The organism is Lysinibacillus sp. FSL K6-4013 (assembly GCF_038630435.1).
Lineage (GTDB): Bacteria > Bacillota > Bacilli > Bacillales_A > Planococcaceae > Lysinibacillus > Lysinibacillus boronitolerans.
Window position 1 is genome coordinate 2,718,556 of the sequence record NZ_CP152031.1, and the last position, 17,030, is coordinate 2,735,585.

The window sequence follows — 17,030 nt, forward strand, 5'->3', positions numbered from 1 at the left end:
CCTTGTTGTTTCAATAAAATTTATCGTAACAAAATTTTAAATATTCGTACATATAAATATAGAAAACATTGTTAGTTTTTATGCCACTTCTTCCCTTCCTAGCATTACAACAAGTATACAGCCAAATGAGTAGAGATACCTTATATTATTATCTTATCACCCTTTGCGGCGAAAGGATGGTTTTGAGAATTGTCAAGCCTCCGATAACAACACTTAGTAGGACTAATGATGTTAGGATACTTCCAATAATCCAAAATTCCGGGAATTTCAATATAGTAAGGAATAAGAAGCCAGTTATGCTTCCTACGATCATTGTTATACCCGTCCATAAAAATACTTCCTTAAATAAATGCATCAAAATTTTAGCTCTCTTCCAGCCAATAATATGATACATTTCGAGCTCATTGCGCCTATTTTGAAATAAAGAATGTAAACATTCACTTAGCCCTAAAATTGATAAAATAAATGTAGAGAGTAAAATAGCTATTTGAAACCATAATGTTATATCTACAGTAAATTGTCCTAACGAGGATTTTTGAGCGTTAACAATCGTAGTTCCAATACTTGCAGTTTGAATAATTAAAAGTACCGTAGACATATATAAAACAACCATTGTAGGAATAAGAATTTTCCGATAATAAAGAAATGAATATGTTCTCTTATAAGCTATAAGCCTTTTCTTTTCCTGTTTATTGATTGCAAAAACAAAGCTAAGAATTATTATAAAAATAACAAAAATAATCGTTGCCATCCAATATGCACTTGTCTTTAAGGATAGGAATGGAATCAATAGAATGCTAAGGATATAAGCAACAAGTAGTAAAATATACTGTTCAATATAATTTCTTTGAATTATCTGTTTACGTTGCCAGCCTACTATACGCAACAAATCATCCTCATTTTGTAGTAGGTTCTTCTCAAATAAAAGTCGTGCCACAAACCACACAAAGGCAAAAACAATAAATAATATTGTGGTTATAAAGGTCAAGTGATTCCAATTCTCCTCCAACTCTTGTGCCACACCTAATGTAGTCCAAGGAGCTATCACCTTTCCAATCCCTTCAACATCTAACATTTGATTAACAAAAGACGAACCAGCTACAATATCCACTTCATAACCTAACTTAAGTAAATCGATTGCTACTTCTTCAATTTTTACTTGTGCCTCATTATTGTATTCATTAATGCCTGCTACTTTTATTCTAATTGCATCAATAGGCTTTGATCCCTTAATCATTTCAGCCGATTCTATCGAGATTAACGCACCTGCAGGCTGTGGAATAAAGCTACCTGGAATAGTCGTAGGTTTCAGTATATGGCCTTGCATTGTTTTAATGCTAGCTGTAGAATATATGCCTAAAGGACTGGAGGAAAGTTGATTGGATTCGGTTTTTGAAGGTAAAAATTTGCCTACTTGCTCCAATAGATAAGGTATTTCCTGGGATTCATATAAACTTCTTCCTTTTCGCTCTATTATCTTGTAGGATGGTGGACTTCCCTTTTCAACGATATTAATTTTGAAAATTTCATCTGAAAAGTCATATTCTAACTTTTGAGCTGTAAAGAACACAGGTATTTCTCCTCTACTTGCTACAAAATTATCTGTTTTTTCAGCCTTTAATTGATCATTTATTTTCACAGGAGTGCCATCAAATGGTTTTTGAAAAGAAGATAAGTCAATTTCCCGTTCAATAACCGTAACGGCTTCTTTTCTATTAAGTTCTGCTATAACTTGATGCTTAGCAGATGTGTCAGCAGCCATAAGCCAATCCTGCTGTGATAAGCCTAATTTTTGGCGATATTCTTCTATGTCAATCTCCAATGCCTCAGCTTTAAGCTTCAACGTTAATGGGACTTGTATATCCTCTCTTTGTATTACTTTTAAAATAGGTACATTACCAAAAGTATTATGAATGGCTTGTAGCTCCAATGGGTCTATTTCATTTTCCAATTGGGAAAAATCAATATTGGTTAACTTTTGTTCACTTTCAATATCAATTGCAGATAGTAAATGGTACGCTGTTGGTAACATAATTTCCATTGTAGCACCTGATGCTGATTCTCCTAAAGTCAAATCTTTTAAGTATTGGACATTGCCAGGCTGAGATTCTTTAAAATAAATAAGACTTCGAGGAGGGCTCAGAACGTAAGAATTAGAGCCATCCGTTGTATAAAACTCCCATGTAAACCTTGTTGATTGCTCTAGCTGCGGTAGCTCAACTGATAATTGTTTACCAGTGAAATAACCAATAGAGGCAACAGGTGCAGCAACTTCGATTTCAGGGTGCTCTTTTAAATTTTGCCATTCTTCAATTGAAATTCCACCTTGGCTATCGCCTATATAATTCTCTTCAACGATTCCTGCCTTCTGTTCTATAGTTGTTCTAGAATCCTTAGGTCGTACTAATAAATCATAGGAACCTCTTCCATGGACAGCAATTGAACTCTGAACAGCTAATTTAGTTTCCTTAGTGCTGTCAAGTCCTATAGGTATTAAAAGAAATACAGCCAGAAAAGCTAAAATAATTGTTATAGAGGCAAATTTTCTATTTTTTATACGATTCCAAGGAAAATGTATCATAGTTTATTTCCCCCGACTTCCTCCATTTGACCGTCGTTTAATCTATAAGTGACATCTCCTAGCTTTGCTACTTCCTCATCGTGCGTTACTAATAATATTGTCAAGCCTTTTTGCTTCAATTGTAAAAATATCTCCAACACTTTATTTCGATTTGCTACATCTAAGCTACCTGTTGGCTCATCGCAAATTAATACTTTTGGATTTGCCATTAAGGCTCGTGCGATGGCTACCCTTTGCTTTTCACCACCCGATAAACCCTCTGGTAATCTATTAAATAAATCTTCTGAAATACCTACTTGTGTTAAGAGATTTCTTGCCCTACTATATAATTCTCTTTTTGGCTCATCATAATATAGAGGAAGTATCACATTATCTAATACGGAATAATGCGGTAGCAATTTAAAATCTTGGAAAACAAATCCTATTTGAAATCTTCTATAATTATTTCGATCTTTTTCTTTCATGTTATATATGCTGACCTTTTCATAAAGAACCTCACCTTCATCAGGTTGTAGTAAACCAGCCACGCAATTTAAAAATGTTGTTTTTCCACTACCAGATGGACCGATAATCGAACACCATTGCCCATCATGAATTACTAAAGATATATCATCGAATACTCTGAACTTTTCAGAGGAAATAGTGGAATAGGTTTTCTTTAAATATTTAATCTCTATCATATATTTTCCCCCTAACACGTATGTACATTTTAAAAAAATAACATATAAAGTAATTGAATACTAATATGGTAATTCTAACCTATTTTATAATATAATCAACATCTAACAAACCCATAAAAATACTTTATATTCTATAATTAACAATATAAACCTTTTTATATATAACAAAAAATGACATCTAATATATTTATAGGATGTCATTTTACTATATCTTAAGGAGGGTTCATATTTATGAAGACAAAAAAGCTATTATTAGGTGCATTAACAGCAACATTCATTTTAGGAGCAGGTTATGCCACGGCTTCGGCTGAAGAAATCCCTGAATCTATTACACCACTTTGGGTTCCAGTAGATGCATATATTTCTCCTAGTAACACAACCTTAACAGCATCTAGCTCAAACGTAACTAAAACAATCGGTTGGGGGGGAGGTAATTCATCATACGATAATGTGTCATATAATGATGGATATACTACTCGAACTTTTACAGCTGATTTCTATAGCACTACTCATACTAGACTATATAGTTTGTCTATGAATGATAGTACGCGAACTTGGAATAACTATTTGTCGGTTACTAATGGTGATACTGCTTCGGCCACTGGATCAGTTACACTTAAAAGATAATAAAATATAGAATGGTCTAGATATATACCTTATTACTTTTAGGAGGGGATGATACTCCTCCTAAAATTTTGTATGCTATTGCAACAATGTACATTTTATGAACGGGTTGCAGCTGGCTTTCACGAATAATAGTATTTACGTATTTAATAGAAAATCTATTTCGAATCTATTTAACCTATCGACATAATTTTGCAAAACTCACTGTGCGTTGTGATTTTAATTTACCAAATTATTTGTCACCTTCAGATTGTACAGACGAAAAACCAAATGCTGTTTTTCCTACACTTTTCACTAACTGTTGAAAATTCATGAAAAACATCGCCTGAATTTATCAAACTATGTCTTTTACTCAATCTATTTTTAATTTATAGACAAGAAGTTTTTTCTATGTCCAACGATTTTTTGACAGATAAACGTCACGATAAAAATAAAGCCGACTGTTGTTGCCATCATACCTGCTATAGAGGTATCCCAGAATTTCGCTAAATAATAGCCAATGACGGAAGCAGCAGCTCCAAAGAGCATACTATAGACGAACATTTGCTTAATCGTCTTGCTGATTAAATAGGAGGTAGCAGCTGGCCCAATCAACATGGCAACCACTAAAATGGCCCCTACACTATCAAAAGCTGCCACTGTTGTAAACGAAATCGATGTCATAAAGCCATAATGAAGAAAGACAACGGGAATGCCAATGGTTGCTGCATACACAGGGTCAAACGTTGCAAGCTTCATTTCTTTAAAGAATAGGAGTAGGAACGCAATATTAATGACGAGGACGAGTAAGAGCATCCATACTGCCTTAGGCATTGCCAGCCCAAGCAATGTCCATTTATCCCAAGGAACAAAAGCAATTTCTCCCATTAAAACATGCTCAACATCTAAGTGCACATTGCCTGCAAATAAGGTGATGAGGAGAACACCTGCTGCAAACAGAGATGTAAACACTACGCCTATCGCTGCGTCTTCTTGAATACCAGAAGAATGTAATAATTGCACAAGATAGGCTGTTAAAATCCCTGCAAACGCAGCACCTACCAACATCCAAAAACCATTCAACGTTTGGGTAATAAGGTAAGCCATTACAATGCCAAAGAGCACTGTATGACTGATCGCATCTGCAATCATGGACATTCTACGCAAGATGAGGAAGACACCTGCAATTCCACAAGTTACCCCAACTAACAGTCCCGTGAATACAACCCAAAATTCGATCATCCTACATCACCCTGCTTTCGAAATTGCATTTTCCTACGATATTTACTAATTTGACCAGTTGGACTTATAAAATACGATAGAAAGAATATACCTGCTGCCACTAAGACAATTATCGGACCTGTCGATAACCCTGTTCGAATCGCACTAATAAAGGTTCCTGTTATGCCAGCGATACCTCCAATCGCAGCACTTAAAATGAGCATTGTGCTCAATTTTTTTGTCCATAACTTGGCACTGGCAGCAGGAATAATTAATAAAGCTGACATTAAAATAACGCCAACAGCTTGTATACCTGTAACAATTGTCATGACAATTAAAACCGTTAATGTTGCCTTTAAAGCCTCTATTGGTAAGCCAATCCCTTTTGCATAAACAGGATCAAAGATCAGTAGCTTCCATTCCTTATAAAGCAAGAGACTAACCACAATAATGATGGTTGCACTAATAAAGAGCCACATTAAATCTGCCTTGGTCATCGTCGCTGCTTTACCGAAAATAAAATTATTCAGACCACTCTGATTCCCCAGTGGGCTACGGTTAACCACTGTTAAAAATACAACACCAACACCAAAAAATACGGTGAGGACTAATCCAATGGCAGCGTCAGCCTTCATTTTTGAAAATGACACAATCCATTGAATACAATACACAGATAATGCAGATGTAATGCCTGCTCCTAGCATTAAAATTGGCAATTCCTTTTGACCTGTTAGCAGGAACGCAAGGGCAATACCTGGTAATGCTGCATGCGCAGCAGCATCCCCAACTAGACTTTGTTTCTGTAAGAAGGAGAACGTGCCTGTGATGCCTGCTGCAATGCCAAGTAACATCGTTCCACTCAGTACCCACAATAAGTTACCGCTTAACATTATGTCCCTCCTTACACATGCTGCATCATGAAAAGTTTACCACCATATGTTTTTTGTAATTGCTCTGGTGTAAAAACATCTTCCGTTGCGCCTGATGCTAAAATTGTTTTGTTTAATAGAATTGTATAGTCAAAGTATTCTTTGACGGTTTGAAGATCGTGATGCACAACAAAAATACTTTTTCCCTGTGCCTTTAAATCCTTTAAAATATCAATAATCGTTTTTTCTGTCGCAGCATCTACTCCTGCAAATGGTTCATCTAAAAAATATATATCTGCATTTTGTGCAAGGGCTCTAGCTAGGAATACACGTTGTTGCTGGCCTCCTGAAAGCTGCCCGATGGAACGCTCTGCAAAATCCTGCATCCCAACACTTGCTAAAGCTTGTCGAGCAACAATTTTATCCTGCTTAGACGGTCTTTTAAATAAGCCTGTATGGCCATAACGCCCCATGAGCACCACATCCAACGCATTTGTTGGGAAATCCCAATCCACCGCATTACGCTGAGGCACATAGCCTACGACTAAACTCTTTGGCTCAAACACCTTCCCTAAAATTTCTACCTTTCCCACTTTATTAGGAAGCTGATTTAAAATGGCCTTTAAAAATGTGGATTTCCCTGCACCATTTGGGCCAATAATGGCAGCTAGATGACCTGTAGGCACTGTTACACAGGCATTTTCTAATACTGTTTTTTTATCATACGCCACTGATAGATTTTCCACTGTTAATGCATACATATTCTTCACCTACTTTAATGCATCGACGATCGTGTCGATGTTATGTTGATACATACCTATATACGTACCTTCTGTTGTTCCTTCAGCTCCCATAGCATCTGAGAATAATTCCCCACCGATGACAATGTCGTGGCCTTTCTCCTTAGCCCCTTCAATGACAGCTTTCATCGCCTTATCGGACACACTGGATTCTATAAAAAGAGCCTTAATCTTATTTTCTACTAAGAAATCAACCATCTCCTGAACATCCTTCACACCATACTCTGAATCAGTACTCAGCCCTTGCAAGCCACGTACTTCAAATCCCTGACTTCTGCCAAAGTAATTGAATGCATCATGAGCCGTTACTAATATTCTTTGTTGCTGTGGTATTTCATTCACACGTTTTTCTGCGTAGCTTTGTAAATCATCCAGCTTTTTCAAGTAAGCTGCTTCATTTGTTTGAAAATCTTCTTTAAATTCAGGGTATTCTTCCTGAAGCTGCGTACTGATTGCCTTGACAACACCTTTCCAAAGCTCAACATCAAACCAAATATGTGGATCATGGAGCATGGCATCCGTATCACTGGCAAGCAGTTGCTTTTCATCTAATGTCTCGCCCACTGCCAAGACCGTTTTATCCTTCGCCATTTGTTCAAAGATATCGAGCATTTGTCCTTCTAAATGTAAGCCATTATAAAAAATGACTTCTGCTTTATCCAATTTCGATAAATCACTTTGAGTCGCCTTGTAGAGATGGGGATCTACGCCTGGACCCATCAATGCTGATACCTGTAAATGATCACCACTGATTTCTTTAATCGCATCTGCAATTTGTCCTGTGGTTGCAACCACAATGCCTTCTTTTTCACCCTCTGTTTCTGCTGAACAGCCAAATAATAGAAATGAGAGTGATAATACCATCACGCCTAACCATTGTTTCATTTTCCTACCTCGACTTTCTCATTTTTAAGCAATTGTTTGAAAAAAGTGCTAAACAACAACGTAACCAATCGGCGGACAAGCCGTATATTGTTTGTCATGCCCGCCCTCTAATGGTTTTGAACGCTAATCTCACAGCTTTTTTTCATACAATGCCTTAATTTATATTCATTTTCCTGATAAGCTGGCGCCAGCTCATCCAGAAAAGTATTAACATCATCCCTGCGCCTAATGAATCGGTCAGTTTCCATACGATTGCTAAAATAATTAAAATGACCATTGGAAGAATCGTCAGCTTGAAATCACCTAAATCTTTCATTCATGCACTCTTCTTTCTCCACAGATATTTTGTTTCCCTTAGGAAAAATATATGCTTAATGCAAAGAAAATTCAACTACTTTATGAAAATTTCTTTTAAAAAATTTTTTTCTTATGTAAAAATTAGTTTGGCCCAAACAAAAAATCCCCAATGCTAACATTAGAGATTTTTTAATACATAGATTTATGTGAATAAACGTTCATTCTTCTTTTTCTAACGGTTTCCCTATAAATTCAAATGCATAAATATGTGTTTTTGTTAATTCAATAATATCCTTGATTAAAGCTTCTTCTGATTTTTCATAGCCGCTTGCAATCCATTGCATCATCAATCCATAAAAGCCGTAGGAAGTATAATGCTTGAACATGTTCATGTTGACAGGCTGCTGATTGATCGTCTCAAATTTAAATTGCTCTTGATAAATTTTTGTGATCGTTAAGGGCATACGGGTGTGCAACCCAGGAATCGTATCTTCCACATTCAGCAGCTCGAAAAACAAACGGTGCTTATAAATGTAATGAATAATATTAAAGGATGGTGCTTTCAATTTTGTCGTGTATACCTTTTCTCCATATAGGTAGGGTTCACCTACTGCCACTTCCAGACCATTCAGCATTTGTTCTAGTAAATTCTCTGCCAGCTCAAATTTATCTTGAAAATGCACATAAAAGGTACTACGGTTATAGCCCGCTCGTTCTACAATATCCTTCACTGTAATGGCTTGAAAACCATGTTGTTTCATTAAATCGACAAACGCTTCATAAAAATGACGGCGGGTTCTTTCTTGTCTTTGTGTCCATTTTGGCAATTTTACTTCCCCCTTTTAGACATTCCAGGCACATATGTCTACTAGTTAGATATTTACTACGACATTAATGATTGTTTCCGTTTTCAGGCGTTTTACAATAAAAGTACACCGTGATTTACACAGTGTGCAAGAAAAAAGTTTGTTTAAGGGAGTGTCATGTATGGGGAAATTACAAGATAAAGTCGCAATTATTACAGGTGGTGCTTCTGGTATCGGTGCTGCAACAGCCAAATTATTTGTAGCAGAGGGAGCAAAAGTGGTGCTTGTGGACCTAAACGAGGAAAAAGGCCAAGCATTTGCAGCTGAACTACAGGCAACAGGAGCAAAAGCCATGTTTATCAAAGCAAACGTAACGGATGAACAGGAAGTAGCAGCTATTTATCAAACAACTATTGAGGCATTTGGCAAAGTCGATGTCCTTTTTAATAATGCAGGGATTGGTCGTGTTACGCCAACTGAGGAGCTTCCTTATGCGGAATGGCGTCAAACTGTAAATGTAGACTTAGATGGTGTATTTTTAATGGCGCAGGCTGCCATCAAAGAAATGCTAAAAGCGAATGGTGGTACAATCGTTAATACAGCTTCGATGTATGGCTGGGTTGGCTCGCCAGGATCAGCTGCTTATAATGCAGCAAAAGGAGGCGTGATTAATTTAACACGTTCATTAGCATTAGAATTTGCTACGCGAGGGATTCGTGTCAATGCCCTATGTCCAGGCTTTATTGATACACCAATTATCCCAGAAGAAAGTAAGGAGCCATTACGTCAGATCACACCTATGCAACGACTAGGACAACCAGAGGAAATGGCGAAAGCTGTTTTATTTATGGCATGTGACGATTCAACGTTTATGACAGGGAACACATTAACAGTAGATGGTGGCTACACAGCCCAATAACGACGTTTAAAATAATCGCTACCCGACAAAGGGCAGCGATTATTTTTTCACTAGAAAAATTTGCAGTTTTTATCCATTTCCTGCAAACTATTACTAAAGCGAGCAAGAAAGGATGAAGACAACAAATGAAAAAATTAATAGGTACATTATTATTTTCTATTCTGATTATAGCTAGTGCAGGCAATGTACAAGCTGCTGGCTTTCGGGACGTATCAAAGGATCATTATGCATATGAAGCTATTTTATGGGCAGAAGAATATGATATTGTTAATGGCTTTACAGACGGTACATTTAAACCGAATGCTACCATTACTGAACAGCAATTAGGAAAATTATTAGCCAATTTTTATGAGCTCGAAACGCCCATCGACGAATTAAAAAAGCAAACTCCTTCGGCAAACTGGTCGGATGATTTCTATAACCAGCTCGCAAGCTATGGGGTGCCTTTAAATGGCTATTTCGACAACCGAATCCGAGCGGCTACTGTGAAGCGTGGTGTAGTGGCACAGGCTATTGCTCATTTAGCTAGCGGTAAGAAGGGCTTAGATCAATCTATTCAATTTTTACTTGATACCTATATTTCTTCCGGGCTAAATCCACAGTATGAAGAGCGTAATTTACAAAAGTTTTATGGCGTGACAAGCAACATGACCCGTGCGCAAGTTGTCACGATGCTTTATCGTATGGACGAGCGAAATTATTATGAAATTTCAGCGGATGCACAAGCCATACACGAGAATGCCAACAATGTTTCATTAATGACAAGAGCTAAAAATGCCCAAAGTCAGCTCGATAAATCTTTGCAACAAGCAACACCTGGTAAAAGTGCTTGGGAAGGTGTCTATACGTATTATTACAAATGGGGTAAAGGTGCAAACGATTTTAACCGCCGCGATGCCGTCATTTCGAACGCTACAAGTAACAGCTTCTCTATTGCTTTAACAGCAAATGATGGGACAGCTTCAGGTAACGTCAATGGAACAGCCACGATAACAAGCAGCTCAAAAGCCTTAATGAATAAGTCCTCAAACGGCAATCGCTGTGTCGTTGAATTTGAACGTTTATCCAATAATGCCCTAAAGGTGTCCGAGATTGATTGTCGTGCTGAACGTAATGAAGGCACCAATTTTTCGGGTACCCTCAAGCAGCAATAATTTTAACAGAGTCTGATTCATTCAGGCTCCTTTTTTTAATTCCCCAGCGTTTGATACTTCTGCTTGGCAATAGCAATAAAATCGAGGAGGCATGGTTGCAAATGCTTATCTTTATGCCAAGCAATATCTGTATAAATAGGAGCTAGCTTTAATGTGGACGGTATCTCTGTTACATGTCCCAATGTCAGTTCTTTTTCTACGACCATTTTAGGTAAAAACGTCATACCTAGGCCTGCAATTACACATTGTTTAATCGCTTCAATACTGGCAAATTCAATCATTTGTAAAGGCCGAACCCCTTCTAGCTGAAGCAATGCTTCTAAATGATTACGATAAGAGCACCCTGTTTCAGTTAACAGCATCGTTTCATGTGCTAGCTGTTGAGCGGATAGCGGCTCCCTTCTTTCGATAGGTGCACTGACAAAAATAAGCTGCTCTTCAATCAATCGCTGTCGCTGTAACATCGATGTTTCCTGGTAGGTATCTGTAATAAAGGCAACATCTAGATCCCCTGCCTGTAATAGCTTTTTAGCAATGTCCGTTGTATGCACTGGCTTAAAAATGATTTTCACATGGGGGTGAACCTGTTGAAATTGCTGTAAAATGCTGGGCAATCGATAGACACACTGACTTTCCTGTGCCCCTATCTTCAATAGGACTTGCTCCTGCTCGTTGGATATAGCTTTTTTCATTTCACGGTCTAGCTCAAGCATTTTTTTTGCATAATGCTGTAGACGCTTGCCCTCTTCCGTGAGAATAATGCGCTTGCCAAGCCGCTCAAAAAGTTGAACACCCAACTCTTGTTCTAAAGTTTTGATTTGAGCTGTAATACTCGATTGAGCGTAGTCAAGAAGCTGGGCTGTCTGTGTAAAGCTTAATGTTTCAGCTGCTGTAAAAAACGTTTGAAGCTGCTTAATATCCATCACTTGAACCCCTTTATCTATTTCTTCGATAGTTTATTTTTAAACATTCATCCTTTTCGATAATAAAATCCAATATACACTAGTTTGTAACTGAAAGAAAGAAAGGGCTGCCAAATGTAGTGACTGGCATTTAATCCTTTTATCATATAAAAAGAAACGAATTTGGAGACTTCTTTCATCCAAATACGTTTCTGTGTATACTGCTATAAAAATAGTAAATAATCTAACAGCCAATAAGATCGTCTGATAGTTGGCTCGTTCTTTTCTATACCAGCACCTATTGCAATTCTTTTCTAAGATGGTCAGCTGCAGACAACGCTTTGAGATCTTTAACGATATCGCCTGGCTTGTTTCCTTCTCCTAGAATATACCCCTCAAAGGTTATCCCAACAAAATCAAAAATATGTTGAAATTGCTGAATCATTGGTAACCCCTTTATATAAGGCTCATCTCCACCAACTGCAATAACATATGCTTTTTTAGAAGACATTGAGGCTTTAAAATCAGGATAATTCGGGTCTCTTAAGGTTTGTGACCATCGATCTATAAAGTTCTTCATCGCTCCTGTCATACTATACCAATAAATAGGCGTAGAAAAAATAAGAATATCATGCGGAAGAATACGGTCAACGACGGCATTATAATCATCGCTGACATCTGAGAATCCTTCCTCAGCATGACGCTTATCGATTATTGGCTGAATGACACAATCCTTTAGATAAATTTCTTCAATCATTAGGCCTTGAGTGGCTAATTTTGTTAAAGTCTCTACATTCCCATTCGGACGATTGCCACCGTAAATAACTGCTATTGACATTTTGATGATCCCCGCTTCCTTGAAGTTTTTACTATTGTTCCCGGATACCTATATCTTATTATGTATTTACAATTCGATAAAGATGATTATTTCGATAAAATCAATCGAAAAAAGTGATTTTAAAGGAGATTGCTGTTTTGCCTTCCTTTGGCAAAATGTATAAAGCTATAAACACTTTTTTGGCTGTATTGAGATAGGCTGGGCGTGGCTAAAAATGTGGCCTCTATCCCCTATTCTGTATTAATTATCTTGAGGAAAATCAAAATATCTCTTGTAAGAGAGAAAAAAGAATACTGCCAATGCGCGTGATAAAGATGTGCTAAAGTTAAGGGAAGCAATAGTTGCTTTATTGATCCAAGCATTAAATTTGTTTAATTATTTGACGTATAATGATGCCTACTATTCTTGTTTTCTAAGAATTTGTCGTACATTGCAAGTTAGTAGTCACTGTTTGCTAGTTACAAGGCGTGATTGAAAAGATACTATATAAACTGTCCCGTTCAAACAAAGCAGGACAAAATTCACGATATGAACAATAAATATACATGATGAAGGAGCCTCATATTGATGATGTTACAGACCTCTAATCGCATTAAAATGCCGTTGGGATTTTGGGAAGGGTTACGTCAAGTAGGGATAGCCCCGCAAGACGTGGTTCGAAAAGCACGACTACCTATTACAATCATTAATGAACCTGTCGTCTCTATAACTCAATATTTTTCAATTTGGCAGGCTTATTCCGATATCATTGACGACACTGCTAAAGGAATCATCAAACTAGCGACTAGCTTTGAACCAAATCATTACCCCCCTACTGTCCTAGTAGCCTACCATGCACGTGATTATCGTGATGCCTTAAAGAGAATGGCACGGTACAAACAACTGTGTCCACCTGAAAGCTTGCGTATCACTGAGGAGGGTGAGGAATGTACAATCGAACTAGAATGGTCGTATACTGAGCAACCTGGTCCTCCTATGCTGGTTGGTATCACACTTGCATTTCTTCTTGAGCTTGGACGTCGGGGGACAGGTCAACCGATCGCAGCAAAGTTCGTTGAATTTTCACATGAAATGGGCGATGTACAGTCGCTTGAAGATTATTTCGGTTGCAGTATCCAAATTGGTGCAAAGTGTAACCGGTTGACGATACACCGCAGGGATCTGGATCGTCACTTTGCCTCATATAACTTGGAGTTGCTGGAAATGTTGACCCCTCTTCTGGATCAATCGTTGAATGTGCACCAACATAGCAGCTCCATCACTGAGATGGTTAAATGGATAATAAAACGTAGCTTAGCAGGAGGACGCCCTGACATACAGACAGTCGCGAGCGAGCTAGGAATGAGCGACCGTACCTTGCAGCGCAGGCTTACTAACGAATGCACGAGCTTTAAGTTTTTGTTAACACAAGTTCGACAGGATCAGGCCCGCGAGTATCTAGCAGACCCCTCGCTTGATATTAAAGATGTCGCCTTCTTGATTGGATACGAAGATCAAAACTCATTTTACCGTGCCTTCCACCTATGGGAAGGTGATACGCCTTCAAATTGGCGTTCTAAACATGTAGGAACAAATTAGATAAATATAAAATTTTGAAACACAAGACCAATAGTCAGACTTTCAAAAAAGTTGGCGTTTTTATTTTTACATCCAGAAAATCAAAATAGATAGAGGAGCAATGTAATATGGATATAGGATTGAACAATAAAACAGCTTTAGTGACCGGATCTACAAGAGGTATAGGGAAAGCAATCGCTATCGAACTAGCCAAAGAAGGTGTGAACGTACTAATAAATGGACGAAATGATGAAGAGGTACAACGCACTGTAAATGAAATTAAATTAACTTATCCATCTACTTTTCCACAAAATGCTACAGCCAATATTGCTGATTTACATCAAAGAGAAGCCTTATTTGAAAAATATCCCTGTATTGATATTTTAGTGAACAATATGGGTATCTATGAAATTATGCCTTATGAAGATGTTGATGATGATACATGGGAAAAATACTTTCGTACTAATGTTCTTGCGGCAAATGGATTATCTAAATTTTACTTGCCTAAAATGTTGGAAAATAATTTTGGTCGCATTATTTTTATTGCAAGTGAAGAAGCAATTATGCCCTCGGGACAAATGCCTCAATATTGCATGACAAAAACGATGCTATTATCTTTGTCAAAAAGCCTATCTAAATTAACAATAGGAAAAGAGGTTACAATTAATACAATCATGCCAGGACCAACACTCTCTGAGAATGTGTATCAAATAATTGATGGTATGTTTCCTAATAAAGACATGAGTTTTTCTGAGAAAGAGAGAGAATTTATGATGACAAACCTACCTCAATCAGAAATCCAAAGATTTATCAAACCAATCGAAATAGGGAGAATAACTACATTTGTATGTAGTCCATTTGCATCTGCATTTAAAGGTTCACCAATTCGTATGGATGGTGGTATGGTACCGACAATTTTTTAACATTCCCCTCGTCTCCATGACGATAAATCGCATGGCTGCATATTGCTCGATGAATGAGCAGAAGGAGCATCTGGGAAAATATATTTCCACGACGTAAAAAAAGATTTACCTTATTACGGTATACAGAATGATAATAAACGACCTAATTGCTTACCGCAATTAGGTCGTTCTACCGTCTATGCTTCTACTGAGATATGCTGGAAGGTTGTCACATCAAATAATCCTGTATCTGTTAGCTTTAAAGCAGGAATAACTGGTAATGCCACAAAAGAAAACGTCAGGAGAAAATGGAAATCTAATGTTGGATTAAGCGTCTTTAATGCACTGTGCAAGCCTGCTAGCTGCTCCTTTGCCTGTTGAGCTGGTACATCCGTCATCAAGCCACCAATGGTTAATGGCATCTCCGCTAGAATTTGGCCATCCGCAACGATCACAAAGCCCCCTTGGATTTCCTGAATGCGAGTAAGCGCCATGACCATATCCTCATCATTTGTTCCTACAACAAGGGCATTATGGGAATCATGAGCTACTGTTGTGGCTACTGCTCCTTTTTGTAAGCCAAAGCCTTTGACAATTCCTAAACCTGTCGTGTGTAACTGATGATGACGTTCGATTACGGCTAATTTTAATAGATCTTGTTCTACAGAAGGGACGAAAAAACCATCCTTTACAGGTACATCCATTATTACATGATTGGTAATTAGCTGATTCGGCACAATCTCCATTACATTCGCCTTTGTACCCTTTGTGAATGCTAGTTGTAGCCTATCCTTTGTAATGGTTGGTAAATGGACAGATTGATGGATATGAGCAGGCACAACTGGCTCTTGACGATTTGTCAGCATCTCACCATTTTCAGCCACTTTCTGCCCATTTTTCCATACAGCCTTTGCCTGCATCGTCGATAAATCCTCTATTAACACAAAATCTGCCTTATAGCCTGGTGCAAGTACACCTCGGTCCAATAAACGATAGCATTCTGCAGTGTTTACGGTTGCTAACTGGATTGCTTGCAATGGTTGCATCCCTTCAGCTATTGCCATGGCGATATCATAATTGATGCTGCCCTCATCGATTAACTCATCCACATATTTATCATCTGTACAAAATCCAAAGCGACGAGCATTGTGTGACTGGACAGCTGGCAATAAGTCACGTAAGTTTTTCGCGGCTGAGCCCTCTCGGATTAGTACATACATCCCCTGCTCTACACGGTCAATCGCTTCTTGAGCCGTTACACATTCATGATCTGTGTGAATACCCGCAGCTCGATAGCCTGTAATTTGTTTGCTTTGTAAGCCTGCACAATGCCCATCAATGACTAAATTTGCTTCCTGCGATAATAAAATTTTCTGAAGCATGTCCTCTTGCCCATTTAACACCGCTGGGAAATCCATCACCTCAGCTAATCCACGAACCTGTTCATGTTGTAGAAATGGTGCCAAATCCTTAGCTGTTAGTGTAGCGCCTGCATTTTCAAACTGTGTACCTGGCACACTTGATGGCAGCATCACAAAAATATCCATATCTGCCTTTTGTGCATCATCGAGCATAAATTGAATGCCTTCCGCTCCTGCGACATTGGCGATCTCATGTGGATCTGTCACCACGGTTGTGATACCATGAGGAAGTAAAACGCGACTAAATTCTCCAGGTGTCAACATAGAAGATTCAATATGTATATGACCATCAATTAATCCGGGAATGACATAGCCTCCTGCCGCATCCTCTTCCTGTTTAGCCTGAAACTTATTAGTGCGATCTAGAGCAACAATCATACCATTCTTCACAACGATATCTGCTTTTTGCCATGTTAACGAAAAAACATCCGCAATTTGCGCATTTCTCAGTATAAAATCTGCCTCTAATTTTCCTTGAGATGATAATACATTTTGTGTCAGCTGCTGTAATTTTATTGACATAACCTATACTCCTTTTTCTTTTAAGAACTATCATGCCAAAAAGCTACTAATCATTGCAACTATTTATCGTTAC

The 17,030-nt window shown here is 37.9% G+C and carries 16 protein-coding genes; 5 read left to right on the forward strand and 11 right to left on the reverse strand.

The window, feature by feature from the left end; translation table 11 throughout:
- Positions 1-148: 148 nt before the first annotated feature.
- Together MHB39_RS13525 and MHB39_RS13530 are read right to left on the reverse strand one after the other, a co-directional pair.
- Positions 149-2,581, reverse strand: a complete 2,433-nt coding sequence (locus MHB39_RS13525) for a hypothetical protein (RefSeq protein ID WP_342544110.1) — start codon at positions 2,579-2,581, stop codon at positions 149-151.
- Entirely contained in the window at positions 2,578-3,261 is a 684-nt protein-coding gene (locus MHB39_RS13530; RefSeq protein ID WP_258860475.1) for an ABC transporter ATP-binding protein, read from the reverse strand. The genes MHB39_RS13525 and MHB39_RS13530 overlap by 4 nt, the downstream gene beginning before the upstream one ends.
- 231 nt (positions 3,262-3,492) lie before the next feature.
- Between MHB39_RS13530 and MHB39_RS13535 the strand changes: the two genes are divergently transcribed.
- Positions 3,493-3,888, forward strand: coding sequence for a hypothetical protein (locus MHB39_RS13535; RefSeq protein ID WP_258860474.1), 396 nt, complete (start codon positions 3,493-3,495; stop codon positions 3,886-3,888).
- A gap of 360 nt (positions 3,889-4,248) precedes the next feature.
- Here the strand turns inward: MHB39_RS13535 and MHB39_RS13540 are convergent, their stop codons facing one another.
- The 6 genes from MHB39_RS13540 to MHB39_RS13565 all read right to left on the reverse strand — a co-directional run bounded on the left by MHB39_RS13540 (position 4,249) and on the right by MHB39_RS13565 (position 8,763).
- On the reverse strand, positions 4,249-5,106 hold the full coding sequence (locus MHB39_RS13540) for a metal ABC transporter permease (RefSeq protein WP_342544114.1): 858 nt from the start codon (positions 5,104-5,106) through the stop codon (positions 4,249-4,251).
- On the reverse strand, positions 5,103-5,975 hold the full coding sequence (locus MHB39_RS13545; RefSeq protein ID WP_054550447.1) for a metal ABC transporter permease: 873 nt from the start codon (positions 5,973-5,975) through the stop codon (positions 5,103-5,105). The genes MHB39_RS13540 and MHB39_RS13545 overlap by 4 nt, the downstream gene beginning before the upstream one ends.
- Positions 5,976-5,986: 11 nt before the next feature.
- The gene (locus MHB39_RS13550; protein ID WP_048392425.1) at positions 5,987-6,715 is read right to left on the reverse strand and encodes a metal ABC transporter ATP-binding protein; all 729 of its coding nucleotides are present in this window, start codon (positions 6,713-6,715) and stop codon (positions 5,987-5,989) included.
- Positions 6,716-6,724: 9 nt separating this feature from the next.
- The gene (locus tag MHB39_RS13555) at positions 6,725-7,639 is read right to left on the reverse strand and encodes a zinc ABC transporter substrate-binding protein (RefSeq protein ID WP_342544117.1); all 915 of its coding nucleotides are present in this window, start codon (positions 7,637-7,639) and stop codon (positions 6,725-6,727) included.
- Positions 7,640-7,793: 154 nt separating this feature from the next.
- On the reverse strand, positions 7,794-7,955 hold the full coding sequence (locus tag MHB39_RS13560; protein ID WP_312124700.1) for a hypothetical protein: 162 nt from the start codon (positions 7,953-7,955) through the stop codon (positions 7,794-7,796).
- A 199-nt stretch (positions 7,956-8,154) separates the two neighbouring features.
- Entirely contained in the window at positions 8,155-8,763 is a 609-nt protein-coding gene (locus tag MHB39_RS13565) for a TetR/AcrR family transcriptional regulator (RefSeq protein WP_066037768.1), read from the reverse strand.
- Positions 8,764-8,923: 160 nt separating this feature from the next.
- On the opposite strand from MHB39_RS13565, the gene MHB39_RS13570 reads away from it, so the two are divergent.
- Entirely contained in the window at positions 8,924-9,661 is a 738-nt protein-coding gene (locus MHB39_RS13570; protein WP_259950777.1) for an SDR family NAD(P)-dependent oxidoreductase, read from the forward strand.
- A gap of 125 nt (positions 9,662-9,786) precedes the next feature.
- The gene (locus MHB39_RS13575; protein WP_342544122.1) at positions 9,787-10,815 is read left to right on the forward strand and encodes an S-layer homology domain-containing protein; all 1,029 of its coding nucleotides are present in this window, start codon (positions 9,787-9,789) and stop codon (positions 10,813-10,815) included.
- Between the two features lie 35 nt (positions 10,816-10,850).
- On the opposite strand, the gene MHB39_RS13580 is transcribed toward MHB39_RS13575, so the two are convergent.
- Positions 10,851-11,738 (reverse strand): LysR family transcriptional regulator, encoded by an 888-nt coding sequence (locus MHB39_RS13580; protein ID WP_258860468.1) that lies wholly within the window; start codon positions 11,736-11,738, stop codon positions 10,851-10,853.
- 277 nt (positions 11,739-12,015) lie between these two features.
- Complete coding sequence (locus MHB39_RS13585; protein ID WP_342544123.1) at positions 12,016-12,555, reverse strand: flavodoxin family protein; 540 nt, start codon at positions 12,553-12,555, stop codon at positions 12,016-12,018.
- A gap of 567 nt (positions 12,556-13,122) precedes the next feature.
- Between MHB39_RS13585 and MHB39_RS13590 the strand changes: the two genes are divergently transcribed.
- Together MHB39_RS13590 and MHB39_RS13595 are read left to right on the forward strand one after the other, a co-directional pair.
- Positions 13,123-14,133, forward strand: a complete 1,011-nt coding sequence (locus tag MHB39_RS13590; RefSeq protein ID WP_342546918.1) for an AraC family transcriptional regulator ligand-binding domain-containing protein — start codon at positions 13,123-13,125, stop codon at positions 14,131-14,133.
- Between the two features lie 107 nt (positions 14,134-14,240).
- Positions 14,241-15,035, forward strand: a complete 795-nt coding sequence (locus MHB39_RS13595; RefSeq protein WP_342544124.1) for an SDR family oxidoreductase — start codon at positions 14,241-14,243, stop codon at positions 15,033-15,035.
- Positions 15,036-15,211: 176 nt separating this feature from the next.
- On the opposite strand, the gene ade is transcribed toward MHB39_RS13595, so the two are convergent.
- Positions 15,212-16,957: an adenine deaminase gene (ade, locus tag MHB39_RS13600; RefSeq protein ID WP_342544125.1), complete on the reverse strand. Its 1,746-nt coding sequence runs from the start codon at positions 16,955-16,957 to the stop codon at positions 15,212-15,214.
- Between the last annotated feature and the right edge of the window lie 73 nt (positions 16,958-17,030).